The 16,260-nt window shown below is 38.6% G+C and carries 16 protein-coding genes; 7 read left to right on the plus strand and 9 right to left on the minus strand.

Annotation, left to right across the window (positions count from 1 at the left end; translation table 11 throughout):
- Positions 1 to 119 precede the first annotated feature (119 nt).
- Entirely contained in the window at positions 120 to 1,139 is a 1,020-nt protein-coding gene (locus WIW72_RS07850; protein WP_337700163.1) for a zinc-dependent dehydrogenase, read from the plus strand.
- Here WIW72_RS07850 and WIW72_RS07855 read toward each other — a convergent pair.
- On the minus strand, positions 1,062 to 1,979 hold the full coding sequence (locus WIW72_RS07855) for a cobalamin biosynthesis protein (RefSeq protein ID WP_337700161.1): 918 nt from the start codon (positions 1,977 to 1,979) through the stop codon (positions 1,062 to 1,064). The two genes, WIW72_RS07850 and WIW72_RS07855, sit on opposite strands and share 78 nt — an antisense overlap.
- The gene (locus WIW72_RS07860; RefSeq protein WP_337700159.1) at positions 1,934 to 2,683 is read right to left on the minus strand and encodes an adenosylcobinamide-GDP ribazoletransferase; all 750 of its coding nucleotides are present in this window, start codon (positions 2,681 to 2,683) and stop codon (positions 1,934 to 1,936) included. The genes WIW72_RS07855 and WIW72_RS07860 overlap by 46 nt, the downstream gene beginning before the upstream one ends.
- Before the next feature lie 18 nt (positions 2,684 to 2,701).
- On the opposite strand from WIW72_RS07860, the gene WIW72_RS07865 reads away from it, so the two are divergent.
- Together WIW72_RS07865 and WIW72_RS07870 are read left to right on the plus strand one after the other, a co-directional pair.
- Positions 2,702 to 4,087 carry a cobyric acid synthase gene (locus WIW72_RS07865; RefSeq protein ID WP_337700157.1) on the plus strand — a complete coding sequence of 462 codons (1,386 nt, stop codon included), beginning with the start codon at positions 2,702 to 2,704 and terminating at the stop codon, positions 4,085 to 4,087.
- Between the two features lie 48 nt (positions 4,088 to 4,135).
- Complete coding sequence (locus WIW72_RS07870; protein ID WP_337700526.1) at positions 4,136 to 5,254, plus strand: GMP synthase (glutamine-hydrolyzing); 1,119 nt, start codon at positions 4,136 to 4,138, stop codon at positions 5,252 to 5,254.
- A gap of 29 nt (positions 5,255 to 5,283) precedes the next feature.
- Here the strand turns inward: WIW72_RS07870 and htpX are convergent, their stop codons facing one another.
- Positions 5,284 to 6,252, minus strand: coding sequence for a zinc metalloprotease HtpX (htpX, locus tag WIW72_RS07875; RefSeq protein ID WP_337700155.1), 969 nt, complete (start codon positions 6,250 to 6,252; stop codon positions 5,284 to 5,286).
- A 204-nt stretch (positions 6,253 to 6,456) separates the two neighbouring features.
- Between htpX and WIW72_RS07880 the strand changes: the two genes are divergently transcribed.
- Positions 6,457 to 6,852, plus strand: coding sequence for a CBS domain-containing protein (locus tag WIW72_RS07880; RefSeq protein ID WP_337700154.1), 396 nt, complete (start codon positions 6,457 to 6,459; stop codon positions 6,850 to 6,852).
- A 106-nt stretch (positions 6,853 to 6,958) separates the two neighbouring features.
- A complete protein-coding gene (locus WIW72_RS07885) occupies positions 6,959 to 7,726 on the plus strand; it encodes a cytochrome C oxidase assembly protein (protein WP_337700152.1) in 768 nt (255 codons plus the stop codon).
- Positions 7,727 to 7,854: 128 nt separating this feature from the next.
- On the opposite strand, the gene WIW72_RS07890 is transcribed toward WIW72_RS07885, so the two are convergent.
- Genes WIW72_RS07890 through WIW72_RS07900 form a run of 3 tightly spaced genes read right to left on the minus strand, consistent with a single transcriptional unit; the run spans position 7,855 to position 10,755 of the window.
- Complete coding sequence (locus WIW72_RS07890; protein ID WP_337700150.1) at positions 7,855 to 10,152, minus strand: tRNA(Met) cytidine acetyltransferase TmcA; 2,298 nt, start codon at positions 10,150 to 10,152, stop codon at positions 7,855 to 7,857.
- A 5-nt stretch (positions 10,153 to 10,157) separates the two neighbouring features.
- Complete coding sequence (locus tag WIW72_RS07895) at positions 10,158 to 10,403, minus strand: MazG nucleotide pyrophosphohydrolase domain-containing protein (RefSeq protein WP_337700148.1); 246 nt, start codon at positions 10,401 to 10,403, stop codon at positions 10,158 to 10,160.
- A complete protein-coding gene (locus WIW72_RS07900) occupies positions 10,393 to 10,755 on the minus strand; it encodes a hypothetical protein (RefSeq protein WP_337700146.1) in 363 nt (120 codons plus the stop codon). The genes WIW72_RS07895 and WIW72_RS07900 overlap by 11 nt, the downstream gene beginning before the upstream one ends.
- Positions 10,756 to 10,808: 53 nt before the next feature.
- Here WIW72_RS07900 and WIW72_RS07905 point away from each other — a divergent pair, with 53 nt between their 5' ends.
- Complete coding sequence (locus WIW72_RS07905; RefSeq protein ID WP_337700144.1) at positions 10,809 to 12,245, plus strand: gamma-glutamyltransferase family protein; 1,437 nt, start codon at positions 10,809 to 10,811, stop codon at positions 12,243 to 12,245.
- Here the strand turns inward: WIW72_RS07905 and WIW72_RS07910 are convergent.
- Positions 12,231 to 13,130 carry a BadF/BadG/BcrA/BcrD ATPase family protein gene (locus WIW72_RS07910; RefSeq protein WP_337700142.1) on the minus strand — a complete coding sequence of 300 codons (900 nt, stop codon included), beginning with the start codon at positions 13,128 to 13,130 and terminating at the stop codon, positions 12,231 to 12,233. The genes WIW72_RS07905 and WIW72_RS07910 overlap by 15 nt on opposite strands.
- A gap of 42 nt (positions 13,131 to 13,172) precedes the next feature.
- Here WIW72_RS07910 and agl3 point away from each other — a divergent pair, with 42 nt between their 5' ends.
- The gene (gene agl3, locus WIW72_RS07915) at positions 13,173 to 14,333 is read left to right on the plus strand and encodes a UDP-sulfoquinovose synthase (RefSeq protein WP_337700141.1); all 1,161 of its coding nucleotides are present in this window, start codon (positions 13,173 to 13,175) and stop codon (positions 14,331 to 14,333) included.
- Here the strand turns inward: agl3 and WIW72_RS07920 are convergent.
- Both WIW72_RS07920 and WIW72_RS07925 read right to left on the minus strand, forming a co-directional pair.
- Positions 14,317 to 15,081 carry a nucleotidyltransferase family protein gene (locus WIW72_RS07920; protein WP_337700139.1) on the minus strand — a complete coding sequence of 255 codons (765 nt, stop codon included), beginning with the start codon at positions 15,079 to 15,081 and terminating at the stop codon, positions 14,317 to 14,319. The genes agl3 and WIW72_RS07920 overlap by 17 nt on opposite strands.
- Complete coding sequence (locus tag WIW72_RS07925) at positions 15,071 to 16,252, minus strand: glycosyltransferase family 39 protein (RefSeq protein ID WP_337700137.1); 1,182 nt, start codon at positions 16,250 to 16,252, stop codon at positions 15,071 to 15,073. The genes WIW72_RS07920 and WIW72_RS07925 overlap by 11 nt, the downstream gene beginning before the upstream one ends.
- Positions 16,253 to 16,260 lie beyond the last annotated feature (8 nt).

Below are 16,260 nucleotides of genomic sequence, written 5' to 3' on the forward strand. Positions count from 1 at the left end.
ACCTTTGATACGCGGTATTACTATTAATATTTTTACATATATGAAAATTTCAGAATTATGTTGCAATCTAACTAAATCTAAACGATGGGTTTAATATCTTTTTCACGATAGCATCATTAATGAAGGCCGTAGTCCTCGAAAACGGAAAAGCTGTAATAAAAGAACTACCGAAACCTACGATAAAGGAGAAAGGAGACGTCATAGTAGAGATGAAAGCTTGCGGTCTCTGCGGGACAGACGTGGAAAAAATATGCGGGCAATACACCGCTTCCCAACCTATTTTAGGACATGAACCTTCGGGAATAATAGAGGAATCTTCCGTAGATTTTTTACGTAAGGGACAGAGGGTTTTTGCACATCACCACGTCCCTTGTTATGAATGTTACTATTGCAAGCACGGAAGCCCCACCATGTGCCCCTATTACAGAAAGACAAACCTCGATCCCGGTGGATTTGCGGAGTACTTCAGAGTCCCTGCATGGAACGTAGTAAGGGGGGGAATATTAGTCTTACCAGATAATGTGAGCTTTGATGAAGGGGCGTTTATAGAGCCGTTAGCTACGGTGGTAAGGGCTCAGAACAGAGTAAGGATTAACAAGGGAGATAGCGTACTGGTGATAGGAGCGGGACCCATGGGATTACTTCACGTAATGATGGCTAAGGCACAAGGGGCAGGAACAGTGATAGCTTCTGACATAAGCGATTATAGAGTCGAGTATGCAAGTAAAGTGGGGGCAGAGTATTCACTAAATTCTAGGAAAGGTGATGTGGTCTCTGAAGTTAAGAAGTTGACTGACGGAAGAGGTGCTGACATCGCTATAATAGCCTCTGGAGCACCTCAGGCCATACTTACCGGTCTCTATGCCGTAAGAAAAGGGGGATACGTACTACTCTTCGGTGTTCCTTATAAGGGGACGGTTCTGAATTACGATATAAGTGAATTGTTAAACAGTGAGATCTCGATAATATCAAGTAACGCCGCAGTAGAAGAGGATACGAAGAAAGCATTAGAGTTAATAGCCCAAAAGAAAGTTGATGTGACGAAGCTGATCACTCATAGATTACCACTTGATCAGTTCAACGAGGCCGTAAGGATAGCTAAAGAGGGCGAGGCCGTAAAGATAATAATATACGATTGAGATAATCAAAAGATAAAAAGACAAAGTCAACTTGAACAATTTAAGAGCCCTTTTTAGATCGTTCTCAGTAGGCAAGTTACCCTTTCCCACTGTATAATATCCGGGTTTCTCTAGTTTTACGCCCAGGATTATTGCGGCTGCTGTTATTGGATATTTGGCATTAATACTCTCTATTTCACTTCTTCTAATTTCCTCAAAAACTCCATTGACTTTGATCCCCATGAGATACGCCGAGATAACCATGAATAGAGACGTAAGCCTGGCAGGTATGTAGTTGAGCAATGTATCGACCTTAGCTGAGAACCAACCTTGTTTAATCAGTTCAGGCGTTTTATATCCGACCATAGAATCCATAGTATTAGAAAGTCGCTGTAACAATGCACCCGGGAATCCCAGAAAAAGAAACCAGAATAGGGGAGAAGTTATTCCATCTACAAGGCTTTCAAATAGGGACTCTATCGCGGCTGAAATAACGTGTCCGTCATCGAGCTCGTATACGTTTCTTCTTACTAACTGCTGTGTATATTTTCTGGACTCCTCGTTGACTGGAGCTGACTTTTTGACAAGTGTGTAGAGCATTTTAATCGAAAAAGTAGTCTTTAAGAAGATTATAGCCAAAATTAACTTTACACTCGGTATTGGAATTAAAAAAACCAAGGAAAGCATAACAAGTATTGGCAATACTGATACGAACCAGAGTAAAATTCCGTAAGCTTTACCTTTATAAGGAACGATTAATCTTTCAGAAATTTTTCCACTCCACACTACGGGATGAAGCCAAAGGGGCGGTTCATCTAGTGCAAGATCAAGAGCAATTGCAAGATAGAGAATTGGCAACAAAGCTTCTCCGCAACTAATAAGTAAATGGGAAAAGATAAAGTTATAACGAAACCCGCGTAATCACCGGAAGACCCTTTCAGTGTCCTCTTACACAGAACGAAGAAGAAGACTGTCAATAATAAATAAGCAAGGAGTAGAGGTAAAGAGGAAAAGAGTAAAGCCTCTAATTGAATGAGTATAAACTTCCACCATTTACCGTTTAACTTATCGTAAAAGACCTTAGCTAAAAAGCTGCCTTCAATTGGTGGTAATAACGCTAAAATGGATATAGCAGACGCTCTACTTAGGACTTCTGCTGATAAAAGGGTAAAAACAGAAAGTTTTAGGTTTAATGTGGCTACTACAAAGATTGTCACATAAACTAAAAGAAGACCTATTGCTCCGGATCCAGTTTGAACGTCATGTAACACCTTGAGTTTCTTTTGGTAGTCTTTAACCATTAGAGCATCGCCGTAATCCAAGAGCCCGTCAAGATGATGAAAACCCCTTATTATCTCTACAAAGGGTATCAGGAGAAGGAACACCGTATTTCCCAAAAAGAAATGGAAAATGTAGAGAAATATAAAGTCCAGAACACCAGTGAATACCCCTACAATTAGTGGTGCGGTAAATGAAAACCCCGCGATCTCTTCTAAGGGAGCTGAAATAGAAGGGATAATTGTGAAAAAGGAAAGTTGAGCCAGAATCGCCTTAAATACCTTCATCCTGATTATCTGATAAGTATGGCTATTATAATTGCTTCTACGATGAGTGACTCGGGAAAATCTACTATAACCGCAGGTTTAGTAAGACTGTTTTCCGCTATCCCTTTTAAAGCCCAAAATATGTCATTGAACAGTTATCCTACATTAGACTACGGGGAAATAGCATTTATTCAAGCTTACCAAGCTATAGGCTCTGGATTAAGTCCCGAACGATATATGAACCCCATCCTCCTGAAACCGGACGGGAGAGGAATAGAAATAGTTTTTATGGGCCAACCTTTGGGTAGCTTCTCCGCGTCCTATTATTACGAACATTTTCTACCTAAAGCTTGGATTCAAGTGAAGGAGATAGTTAGGGATGACATGGTAATTGAATCCGCAGGGGGCATCGAACCAAACTTTGTCGAAAAAGACATAACTGCTGTAAAACTTTCGAAAGAACTACAGATCCCAATTATATTAACCTTAGATATAGATAGAGGAGGAGCTTTTACCTCAGCATTAGGGGCTTATCTGACTTTACCTCAAGAAGTAAGAAAAAAGGTTAAGGGGTTCATTATAAACAAGTTCAGAGGAGAAGAAAAATACCTCGAACCTGCAATAAAGTGGTTGGAAGAAAAAACTGGAATGAGGTATTTGGGCTACCTCCCGTTATTTGATGAGCCCCTTATAATGCCTGAGGATTCTATGAACGTCCGAAACTTAGGTGAAGGAGAACTCGATGTTGTGATAGTATCTTATCCCTATATGAGTAATTTCAACGAATTCTACGCGTTTAAGGACTCAAACGCGACAGTTAGGTTCATTAAAAGACCATCTGAAATTGCCAAAAGTGATTTGGTAATTTTACCTGGGAGTAAAAACACGTTAGAAAGCTTAAAGTATCTAGTGGATAAAGGCTTCGTCGAAGTCCTTAAGAAAAAACAAGTCCTTGGAATTTGCGGTGGATTTCAGATCATGGGAAGGAAGCTGAAAGACCCATATAACGTGGAGATTAACGAAGGAGAGGTAAATGGGCTCGGATTACTTGATGTGGAAACGATTTATGAGAGGGATAAGATCGTATCTTTATCAGAAACCGACTTGTCGGTAAACGGTTACGAAATAAGAAGGGGCAGAATCAAGTATTTGGACTATGGAAAACCCTTGTTTATTATAACTAAAAGGGGTTTGAAGGAGGTAAATATACCGGACGGAGCTGAAAAAGATAATTACTTAGGTTACAGCATACACGGGTCGATGTTCTCAGAGGGGGGTAAAAAGCTCCTTAGGGAAAAATTCGGCGTAAAAATTAACACGAAAAGTTTCGAAGACGCAGTAAAAGACGAGGTCGAAAAATTGACTATTGTCATGAAAAAATACTTACATTTTGACGAAATAAGGGATATTTACTTAGGCAAGTAAATAAATAGTAGGTTTTAATAGGAAGTATTTTACTCATTTATATAAATGCTGTTTGATCCTGTCAAGTTCATTGAGGAAGTAAAACCACAATTAGAACAAATAGTAGATGGAAAAACTATAGCTGCTGTAAGTGGCGGAGTCGACAGTACCACTGCAGCTGCATTGGCCTATAGAATTCTTGGCGATAAGGTTATTCCCGTAATGATAGATACCGGATTCCTAAGAGAGAGAGAAGCGGAAAAGGTAAAGTTGATGGTGGGAAACCTTATGCCTTTACAGGTAGTTGACGTGAGCGAAAACTTCATATCTGAGCTAGAAGGAATGTCAGACGCTGAGGAGAAGAGGAAAAAATTTAGACAACTTTTCTATAATACCTTATCAGAACTTGTTAAGAAGTACAATGCTAAATACTTAATCCAAGGTACCATTGCAGCCGACTGGGTGGAAACCCAAGGAGGAATAAAAACGCAACACAACGTCCTAGTTCAATTGGGTATAGACACTGAAAGAATGTGGGGATTTAAAATAGTTGAACCTTTAGCCGACTTGTATAAAAATGAAGTGAGAGACCTAGCTAGGTATTTAGGATTACCTAAGGAAATTTATAACAGACAACCGTTCCCAGGTCCAGGTTTGTTAGTGAGAGTAGTAGGGAAAGTTACGAGAGAAAAGCTAGAATTAGTGAGGAAAGCAACAAAGGTAGTAGAGAAGTACTTAGATAGCATGGATTACTCTCAATATTTTGCAGTTATTTTTGAATCGACTTCGAGTTACGAACCTGAAATGTCTAAAGGAGTTGGTTGCGACGTATATACATACACCAGTAAAGCTACCGGAGTAAAGGGAGATGTAAGGGCTTATGGTAGAATAGCCAAAGTTGAGTGTAATAATAAGGATTATGAAAAATTGAGAAGGGTTATGGAAAAAATTACCTCATACGATATAACTCACGTTACAGTAAAAGTAGGTGAGGGCTATCCTGAGGGGAAGTACACTATAGGCATAAGGGCGGTTTTAACACAAGATTTTATGACTGCAGAATTTGCAAAAATTGACTGGGAGCTCCTCGAGAAGATAGCATCTGAAATCTCTTCTCTTAGCAAGAATATAAAAGAAGTGGTTTATGACATAACTACTAAGCCTCCTGCTACAATAGAATTTGAATAATAATACCTTTTTGATAAAAAACTTTTATTTTAGCTTATGAATTTGTCCAGCATTTTAATTCTTTTTGCAGGATGAGGATGGTCACTGAATATATCACTAAGTCTACTTACTTTCTGCATCTTCCATAGCTGTACTAGTTCCTCTACGTCTGGTGAGCTTATCTCAGGCCTTTCCAAAGAGGAGAAGAATAGCATCTTACCTACACTGCCTCCTGCTGTTTTCTTAGCCTTTTCTAATACTCTTGGGTCAGTATATAATACGATTTTAGCCAATGCCGTTTGAAGGTTCCTAGCTCCTTGAGGAATTGTTAAAGCTGCGTTCACATCCGCATAAGATTCTCTCATCCTATTCAGGAAAAGGACTAGAAAATTGAAAAGGTAACTTAGAGCGATCATTACAATACCTATTAGGAATAGAGAACCTCCATTATTATTCCTCCCATTTCCTCCTCCTAAAATTCCGCTCCACCACAGAGAGTAACCGAGCCAGTAAAGTAGCGTTGGTATCAGACCTACGGCAAGTAAGAGCTCAGTGTCCCTATGCTTAAGATGACCAAGTTCATGCCCCACTACAGCCTTAATTTCTTCAGGAGTTAATATTCTAAGTAACGGCAAAGTCACCGCAACGTTCTTACCGTAAAGCGGACTGCTGAACGCAAATGCATTCGGAAAAGGGACATCTGCAATGTAAACTTTAGGAATGGATATCCTATTGTAGATAGAAACCTCTTGCACTATATTATACAGCCAATTATAATTAGGGTCTGATGGAGTAACCTCGTGTAATTTGTAGAGTGATTTTATGAGAAGGGGGCTAAAAAGCCACTGTAATAATGTGATGGCTGTAAGAACTGATAGTGCTCCAGTTATTATGTAAGGAAATTCTCCAAATCCTAAGAAATAGCCTAAAATCCCAAGAAGTAGTAGAAAACCTAATACTACTGTACCAATTACTGCAGTTATCATCCCTAATCTAAACTTTGTTAACTCTTTTATCATACGTTTATTATCCGTCTAATCTTTTAAAAACCTTATGCAAAAATGAGATCCCTTACGGATATTATGAAAATAAAGTGCAAAAATTTTCTACAGAATATCATAGTTCTCATCTATACTTATAATCATTTAAATTTATCATTAAAGACATTTAACTGAGAGTTAAGCTGAGAAGCTTTATTAATCTCTAGAGAGATAGTGATTATTATGGCAGAGGAAATTGTAAGAGAATATATGAAAAGTTCAGTTATCACAGTTGATAAGAATACTATCCTTTATGAAATCGCAAAGATAATGACTGAAAAGAATATAGGATCTGTCATCGTGGTCGAAAACGGTAAACCAGTAGGCATTATTACTGAACGTGATATTGTAAGGGCAATAGGTAAAGGAAAAAAGCTAGACACAAAAGCTGAGGAGTTCATGACCGCTTCCCTGATAACAATTAAGGAAGATTCACCAGTTACTGGAGCATTAGCATTAATGAGACAATTTAACATAAGACATTTACCGGTAGTGAACGACAAGGGCGAGCTTACCGGTATAATTTCCATACGTGATATAGCTAGAGCTGTAGATGATATGTTTGAAAATCTTGAATAATTTTTCTCTTATATTTAACATTTTATCGAAAATCTAATAATGAAAATGTCTTGACGTTTTAATTAACAGTGCAAGGTTTTTTAAACTAAATGTGAAATTTTTACCTATGATACCCGCTTTTACATTTCCGACATTAGCTTATATAGGCTCGGGCTTGGCAGCTACTACAATAATACTGGGCGGAATAGTAGAGGGATATGGTTACGGTCTGTCCTTAGGTACTAATTGGCCTTACACCAGAGATATTATGTCAGTAGCAATAAAAGGAGATCCTGAAGCTATACACAGGATTTCAGCAACATTAGTAGGTTTAATCTCCCTCACTTTATTGGTCCTAGATTTTAACATGATAACTCTAATAGGCTTCGTCAGCGTTATATTTACAGCACTTTTAGGCATGGCAACCTTGTATGTGCTCGCTGGAAAATTACCGTCTATATTTCAAGGACTCCATGACATAGCAGCTTACACGACGTTTGTAAGTTATCTCTTATTAGCTACCCAATTTCCAGCTTCACAATTCATAAGCTTCCTAGAAGATGCTATAATACCACCTCACTTTCTATATTTCGTCATATTCATGGGAGGAGTAGTCACCGGCACTAGAAGAATGAGATTGAGTATCGGAGATGTCAGAAGGCCTAAGAATAAACTTCAGTGGGCTTGGGCTATACACGGTATTGCCGCATTAATATTCTTCGTAGCCCTGATTTACCTTCAGATGTGGATAGCTTTAGCATTTGGAGTTGCTGAAGCCGTTATAGGAATATTAACCTATAAGGCTATAAATAAGAACCCTGAAAAACCTGGAATTTTAATAGGGCTTCACCAGCTATTCTCACTGGCTGTAGTAGTTGCATTACTTTTCACATGAACTTTTACATAACGAGATATATAGTTTTCCTATTCTTGTTGTTTTTAAGCAAGAATTAAAAAAATTAAATACAAGATCTATCAGTCGAGGTGCACTTCTTCATCGATTCCGAGTTGTGAAATTCATCATTAACTTATATCTTTAAGTTCGACCCCAGTTTTAACATCAGCTGTTATCCCGTAGTACTTGTAAAGAAGTTGAGCTACTATTTCATATAACATTTCATTAACATGCGTTCTGTTAGACCTTAGAGACGCTGATGTAAACCTCCACGGTCTCCCTTGTAGGACCTTGGCAATTAATAACATTTCTTCTTCCGGAGTTAAGCTCCAATTCCTTCTGGCATCCCAAAAATACTTGAGAGTTAACATGTGAATTCCGTCAGCAGAAGACTCGTAAGGGCTAACCCCTTGTATGAAGGCCACAGCTTTGTCTATATAGATCTTGTTTATATCTACGTCTTTATGAGCCCTTGTCCCGTAGATTACTAGTCTAGCTACTTCTGGATCCATTCCGAAATATACGTCATGGATAGTATTGAGCAATTTATCCTTCAAAATGTAGGACGCAATTTCAACCACTTTCTCAGCTACTTCGGTTAAAGGATACATAACAACTACTGGGAAATCGCCAAGTTTTTCATTTCTCTTAGGCGATACATGCACTATTCTAAAGCCGTTCTTGATCCAGAAATTTATTACTTTTACATCACCCATGAAAGCTGAGCCTATCCAGTCCAATCCATGAGATTGCCCGCTTTCTATTACCATCTTTAGCATTTCACTACCGAAACCTTTACCCTGAAGTTCCTGCATTATAGCTATTCTAACTATTCTCCAACCTTTCATCCTTCCAAATTCTTTCAACCTAGCGTGTTTAATGAGCCTATCAGGGATGAGGTCACCATCGAATGTAACCCCCTTTAGGGCTGACTCTATCATTTCCTCTGAGAGCCCTCCTTCCTCAGCAATTTGGACTACTCCTATGGGTATTCCATCGGAAGTATTCAACGATACTAATCTATGGTGTAGTCCATCTCCCATTATCATCAGGTCGTTAGGGTTATTTCTATAATGAGCAGTAACTAGAATACCGTATACTTGTCTTAACTTCTCGTCATCAGCAAATAACTCTTCTTGGTTTAACGTTTCGAACTGAAGCACAGTAAGCTTATCTTTTTCCGGTTCTTTAGGCTCAGCATCTAACAAGAGAGCATCGTATAACCACTTCTCTATGGGATCTCCCTCACTGTATCTTAGTGGTCTTCTCATTTCCTGCCAGTAAACGGTAGACTTCCTTTGCTTTAGGACTCTAGTTAAATATCTGAGAAATGCCTTTCCAGATCCTTCATAACCGTGAACAGTAGTGACTAAAACCACTTTCCTCCATATCTTAAGTGCTGAATCTATAATCCCTACGCCAACCGCAGCAGCTTCATCGACTACCAATATGTCTCCTTCTGTCTCAAGTATCGCCTCGGGTGCTTCAAAGAAAACTCTAAAGAATTCTCCCTCTATCGAGTTAAGAAAACCCAAGTTAGACCTTTTCTCTCTATGCTTTATACCTAGTACTTCCAAACCTTTCTTTAAAAATTCCATAGTCTGAGAAGTACTCGAAATCGAGGGAGCGGTTATAACTATTTTAAGCTTTTTCCCTCTTTCTCTCTCTGCGATTCTATAAAGGTAGCCAGCTAAACCTAAACCTGTCACTGCACTTTTTCCCCTCCCTCTGGATGCTGTAATTACTAAAACTCTTCTGTTGGATCCTCTAAGGTTTACAAATGAGTCTAAGACCTTATTTTGATCAGGGCTCAAGCACAAGCTATGAAGAGCCTCGGGCATTATTGGATTAGGCGGTATGAGTGGTCTAGGCTTATCTCCGATTTTACCCTTAAACGGTTTCGCATTATAAACCGAGTTAACGATTGTAAATATACCTTCATGTTCCTCTAATTTTCTCTTGAATCTTTTCTCGTAAACATCTCTGACTTTTCCGTTCTTAATAAGTGAATTTCTGAAAAGTTTCCCTTCTGTCAAGGAATTAGTATAAAGAATTATTATACCTCCTCCTCTAACTAAATCCACCAACCTTCCTATATAATTTGGTTCGAAGTTGTCCACTAGATCTAGAATCACAACATCAAATGTCGCTCCCAAATACCTCTCTGAAGCTGAGTAATCAATATCTACAAAATTTTTACATAGCGATCTCATCTCTTTCATTCTGTCTTTAGCTCCCTTAACCCAAGGGTGAAATGCATAAGCAACTTGAGCTTCAGGATTTATCGACAAGTAAAGCAATAGAACTTCTTTAACCAAATCGAGGTATTTCTCAGCGTCTTCAATATAAACAAGGTTTCTGTAATACCTCTCCCTACTGTCCTCTATAGACTCCTTAAGGAGTTGAAAGAACTGCTCTTTTTCCACGGCGGTTAAATGTTATATTTCTTCCTTAAAGCTTCTTCTACATCTACACCTAGAAGATTTGCTACAGAAACTGTCCAAGCAATAACGTCAGCAATTTCTTCCTCTATTGCATCTCTATTTCCGCTTAATAATGCCTCAGCCAACTCTCCTACCTCCTCATCTAACCATGTAAAAGTACCATAAGTGCCTCTCAGCTTGTCTTTCTCAAAGTACATTTCCTTCATTTTTTCTTGAACGTACTTAATTTCCAAGACCTATTTCCCTCCTAATGAGTTTTAGATCTTCTTTGTCTATCTTTATTTTAAAATTCATCTCCTCCCTAAACTGCTCATCTACAAAATACACAACTACTTCACCATTCTTTTGAGTTACAGCCTCAACAAACTTCTTATCAATAGAATACTCTAATATAAGGGGATTTTCGGGATCGTCTTTAATTATATGCCTTAAAACCACACTTCCGCTCTCCCTATCCACTTCAAGGTCTATCTCTACATCCAAACGTCTAGGTACATCTTTACTCATACATATGACTACGTTTTCATAACACACTATACAAACTCCTTCGTTAAGTTGTTTCTTTATTTCCTCAGGCAAATCCATTTCAATATTAACCTATTGTCTTATTTTCCTCATTTAAAAAAATTAAATATAACATGAAAACAGCTCTCGGAGAAAAAATTGTTTCAACTCAAAATTATATAGCAACACATGTAGGGGTTAAGATTCTAGAGCAAGGTGGTAACGCCTTTGATGCAGCTATCGGCATTAGTGCTGTCTTATCGGTCGTTATGCCCCATACCAGCGGATTAGGAGGTGACGGTTTCCTCTTAGCTAAAACCCCTGAAGGGATAATAGCTTATAACGCGTCAGGTTGGTCTCCTAAAAGACTTAACGTCGAAAAGATAGCCTCAGTTAGGGATCCTTCTACAGTAGTAATACCAGGGTTAGTTGACCTATGGGATTTTGTATACAGACAATATATGACGATGGACTTATCAGAGGTCTTACGACCCGCAATATCTTTAGCTGCTAATGGGTTTTACGTGGGAAGAGAGTTAGCTAAAGTTATATCAAAATCAAATAATATGCCGAGAAGTTGGAGCGAAATTTTTGAAGGAAAAAGAATGGGAGATATTTTAAAACTCAACGAACTTAGTGGAGTGTTAAAGATAATATCAAAAGACCCAAGAGATTTCTACGAGAGTAAACTCACAGACGAGATAGTGGAGGGTTTAAACTCTCAGGGTGTAAATGTTGAACTGTCTGACTTCGTTGACTTTAGAGGGAAAGTTGTAAAGCCCTTAAAGTCCTCATATAGAGGTTACACTCTTTACGAATTACCTCCTAATAGCCAAGGGATTACTACACTTGAGTCATTAAAAATGGCTGAAATTCAAGAAACGTGGAAGTTAAGATTTGATGACCCTAAAAGAGTTAAAGAACTCGTTAATATCTTCATATTAGCTTATGAAGATAGAAACAAGTTCGTTACGGATCCGAGGTTCTACTATCCTGAAGAAGACTTATTATCTGAAGAAAGATTGAAAAGAAGACTTTCCAGTTACTCGTTATCAGGAATGGAAATGAACACAAAAGACACCACTTTCTTTGCAGTTTCGGATGGTGAAAATGAAGTCGGGTTCATACAGAGCTTGTTCTTTCCATTTGGCTCTGGAATAACAGTCAAAAATATTGTGTTCAACAACAGAGGTTATGGATTCACTGAAGGGCACAACAAACCTGAGCCTAGAAAGAGGCCCCTTCACACACTCTCTATTCTTAGGGCTGAGAAAGACGATGAAAGTTTAATAATAGGTTGTGCTGGGGGAGACTTAAGACCGCAAATCCACACACAGGTATTGCAATATTATGTAGACTACGGATTGGAAATTGATGATGCTGTGTATTATCCGCGGTTCGCATTCTTAGGAGACAGAATAGTCCATGAAAAGAGAATTAACCTGCCATTTCAAGAGCTTGACTTCTTTACTAACGAAGTAGGGGTAGTGCAAGCCCTGAAGAGAAAAAAAGACATATATATAGGTGTAGCTGACCCCAGAAGCGAGGGAATAGCCTTACCTGCTAACTAACTTGGAAGGATTTAAGCCGAGTTCTTTAAATGCTAATATTACAGCGCCTAGTTCTGGGGATCTAGTTCCTATATCCCCAGAAATATTGTATAGAGAAAGATAGCTTTTGAAAACTGACAAATAGATTGGCGACTTAAACATTCCACCCTTTAGATAAACCTTGTCTACCCTCAGTTTCTTAGCAAGAGTCACTGCCTGATGAGCTAGGATTTCTGCACCTTGTTTTAGGATAGATATCGCTACATGATCTCCTTCCTTAGCTGCTTTATCTACTGCCTCCGCAACCGATGACACTATGTCTATATGGCAGCTACTCGTGTATGCCCAAAGAACCAAATCGTCAAGATCTCTTACCCCGATTTTCGATGTCACGTAGTCAAAAAGAGGGGTTTTGTCTTCTAATCCGTCCATCATACGCATTATCTTTCTTAATGCTTCTCTTGATACCCAATACGCAGACCCATCATCTGATAAGAACCAACCTCTTCCACCCAGTCTGTAAAAATCCTTTCCATCATATCCTTCTACTACACTTCCAGTCCCTGCAATTACTACAACGCCTGGTTGTCCTAGGGTTTCAGCAAATAATGCTATAACACCATCGTGCTTTATAATTACTTTCTTAGCTATGTTCATAGCTAAGGGTGAAAAGTTCTCCCAGTCATACCTAGAGTCAAGACCGGCTACGCCCATTGTAACAACGTCCGGCTCTTTACCCTGGGTGGATTGGTAGATTGATTCTTTAATGTGGGCAATAGCCTTGGATAAACCTACGTTGTGATAATTTCCTGAGCCAGAATTTCCTTCACCTATTAGATTACCTTCCTCGTCATAAGCTACTGCCTTAGTCTTAGTACCTCCAGCATCGACTCCTACTATTATCATTAGAAATAATCTTATTATACGTTATTCATAAAGATTATGTAAATGAAGGTTCTAATACTAGGAATAGATGGATATCTGGGTTGGCCATTAGCCTTACGATTAGCTAGAAGGGGTCATGAAGTCATAGGTATAGATAATCTTTTCACAAGAAAGTTCTCACAAGAGGTAGGGGCAGATTCCGCTTTTCCGTTGCCCGAGCCTGAAGAAAGAGTTAAAGAAGCGAAGAAACATCTTGGCATCGATATAACATTTTATAAAGGAGACGTCACGGACTATCCTTTCCTTAAGGAAATAGTTAGTAAACATAAGCCTGACGCTATTGTTCATTTCGCCGAGCAGAGGTCGGCCCCATACTCGATGATAGATATGGATCACTCAGTTTTTACCGTAATTAACAATGAGATCGGAACCCTTAGGGTTATTCAGGCGATTTTCGAAGTAGACCCTACTATACATCTCCTTAAAATGGGAACAATGGGCGAGTACGGTACGCCTTCATTTAACATACCAGAAAGTATATACGTGGACGCCATAGTGAACGGAATGAAAGACAGAATAATAGTTCCTAGAAAAGGAGGTTCAATATATCACATTACTAAGATACACGATACTGACTTTATCCTTTACTTTAACGAGATCAGTGGAGAACTTACCGTAACAGATATAATGCAGGGACCAGTATACGGTACAAGGACTGAAGAGATAATAGAAGAGACATTAAGGACACGTTTTGACTTCGATGAAGTTTGGGGGACTGTTGTAAACAGATTTTGTGTAGAAGCCATAATAGGGCAACCACTAACAGTTTACGGGAAAGGAGGTCAAACCAGAGGTTTCCTGTCTCTTGAAGATAGTATGCAAGCTTTAACACTACTTCTGGAACATCCTCCTAAACAAGGAGAATATAGGCTCGTTAACCAGTTTGCTGAGGTTTACTCTGTTAGTCAGATTGCTCAGATTGTGAAAAAAGCAGGAGAGGAACTTGGCTTAAATGTTCAGATAGGCAACTATCCTAATCCCAGAGTAGAGGCTGAAGAGCATTACTATAACCCAGAGATCAAAATCCTTCCGTCACTAGGTTTCTATCCTAAGAAGAGGTTACCTGAAGAAGTTAAAATTATGATAAAAGACTTACTACCTTACAAAGAAAGGTTAGAGAGATATAGACACGTAATTCCTCCTAAAACTAAGTGGAAGAAGTAAAAGTCCTACTCAACGCCTCATAATAACTTGTTGGATCTCCTACGTTAAGCCACTTCTCATCTTTTAGTAGTATTCCGTAAACTTCTCCACCATCATTAATAACTCCCTGAATTCCGTAGGTTAATTCCAGTTCTTTTCCCTCTTCAACGGTAATAGACTTCAACGCCCTGAACACTTTAGGAGTTAAAATATATACAGCTGATATAGCTATATTAGACTTAGGGTTTTCTGGCTTTTCTTCTGCTTCTAATACTTTGAATAACTTGTGATTCATGTATATACCTTTATCTTGTACAGTAACAACTCCATATCTCTTAGGATTCTTAACCTCTCTCAGTAAGAGAACAACTTCAGGTCTAATCTCACTGAAAAGTGAAGTAGCCTCCTTATACCCTCCAGTTAATACACCGTCATCTGCGTGAACGAAAAAGGGATCAGGACCAGCAAAATCTTCGGCCTTTAAAACTGCATCCCCGAAACCCTTAGGCTCCTTTTGAAATACAAAAGTCACCTCCCTCTCGAATAAGTAATCCATCAGTAGTTTACCATGTTTACCAACTACTATACAGAATTTCTCTACACTAGCAGCGTGAAGAGAATCCATTATTAAGTCTATTATAGGTCTCATAACTATTTTTCCATCCTCGGCTTTAAATAAAGGTAATAATGCTTTGGGTAAAACCGAGGTTATATATTTCATTCTACTACCTTTACCTGCTGCTGTAATTACAGCTTTCTTAACTGACATTAGAAGGACTCCCAGGATTGTCTTGTTTTACAAAATTATTAACTTTCTCCGACCTCCTCGTAGAGATCCATCTATAGAATTTAAAAATTGAGACTGGGACATAAACATTTATTATTGCGGCGAAGTCAGTAACATAAAAACTAAACAACGTATGATTACCTAGAATATATACAACACAAAACGATAGCCATATTGCCCATGCAGATATCGTAAGTATAATACTTTTCAGGTCTCGTATTATGAACGCGAGGGGTGTAGTAACCACCCACGCCCACATTATAAATGGATTAGTACTCGCGTAGAAGTAATAGCCAGCGTAAAAGGGATGTATATCCAAAAACCAATCCCAGGGAGTCGATATCTGGTCTATAGCTGTAAGAGATATATGCCCGTTTGTAGCATCCCAGCCTAGCATATATAAAAAGGAATTATGAATCCACCCCGATATACCATCGAAATAAATCATTATGGGAATTGATAGTATTGCAAATACAGTAGCTGGAATTCCCATGCTGTATACGGCCCTCTGTATAGGACTTTTCTTAAATTCTCCAATATAGTAGAGAAAGGGAAAGATTAGAGGAAACGCACTTTCCTTAGATGCAAATGCTAAACCTAAAGTAATAGAGGCTAGTAATAGATTATCACTGAGCAAAAAGTAAATGGATAATAATATGAAGAAGCTTACGTAAATATCTAGCATTGCTATACCATGCAGTAACCATAAATTAGGGGATAGTATTATTAGCATAGCGGCTACTAGACCCGCTATATTGCCTAACTCTCCTCCTACAAGTTTCCTAGCTAATAAGAAGCCGACTATAATCATTAAGTCACCTATTATCCAACTTCCTAGTCTCCATGCTAAAGGTTTATAACCAAACAAGCCTATGAAAATCGCCATTATATACTTCGCTAAAGGAGGATGTTCGGGGTTAATATAAGTCTGAATGTTAGACTCCTGAGGATAAGGATAATACATAGGAGGAGTTATGTGAAATATAAACTTCAGGATATTATAAGCAGCAGAAGGATACCACACTTCATCTCCAACATAACCGTTAATCGGGGCAAAGGTGATTACGGTAAAATACGTATACAAAAAGATCATTACCGCTAAGGCGATTTCTGATAGCAACTTAGATTTCTTTATAATAAACTCTTTTAGCATTAAGCAAA

This window comes from Stygiolobus sp. CP859M, assembly GCF_037389975.1.
In the GTDB taxonomy this organism is placed as follows: Archaea; Thermoproteota; Thermoprotei_A; order Sulfolobales; family Sulfolobaceae; genus Stygiolobus.

Coding starts and splice junctions, on each gene's coding strand:
- WIW72_RS07850 (WP_337700163.1), top strand. CDS start 120: ATGAAGGCCGTAGTCCTCGAAAACGGAAAAGCTGTAATAAAAGAACTA.
- WIW72_RS07860 (WP_337700159.1), bottom strand. CDS start 2,683: ATGAAGGTATTTAAGGCGATTCTGGCTCAACTTTCCTTTTTCACAATT.
- WIW72_RS07865 (WP_337700157.1), top strand. CDS start 2,702: ATGGCTATTATAATTGCTTCTACGATGAGTGACTCGGGAAAATCTACT.
- htpX (WP_337700155.1), bottom strand. CDS start 6,252: ATGATAAAAGAGTTAACAAAGTTTAGATTAGGGATGATAACTGCAGTA.
- WIW72_RS07880 (WP_337700154.1), top strand. CDS start 6,457: ATGGCAGAGGAAATTGTAAGAGAATATATGAAAAGTTCAGTTATCACA.
- WIW72_RS07885 (WP_337700152.1), top strand. CDS start 6,959: ATGATACCCGCTTTTACATTTCCGACATTAGCTTATATAGGCTCGGGC.
- WIW72_RS07900 (WP_337700146.1), bottom strand. CDS start 10,755: ATGGATTTGCCTGAGGAAATAAAGAAACAACTTAACGAAGGAGTTTGT.
- WIW72_RS07905 (WP_337700144.1), top strand. CDS start 10,809: ATGAAAACAGCTCTCGGAGAAAAAATTGTTTCAACTCAAAATTATATA.
- WIW72_RS07910 (WP_337700142.1), bottom strand. CDS start 13,130: ATGATAATAGTAGGAGTCGATGCTGGAGGTACTAAGACTAAGGCAGTA.
- agl3 (WP_337700141.1), top strand. CDS start 13,173: ATGAAGGTTCTAATACTAGGAATAGATGGATATCTGGGTTGGCCATTA.
- WIW72_RS07920 (WP_337700139.1), bottom strand. CDS start 15,081: ATGTCAGTTAAGAAAGCTGTAATTACAGCAGCAGGTAAAGGTAGTAGA.
- WIW72_RS07925 (WP_337700137.1), bottom strand. CDS start 16,252: ATGCTAAAAGAGTTTATTATAAAGAAATCTAAGTTGCTATCAGAAATC.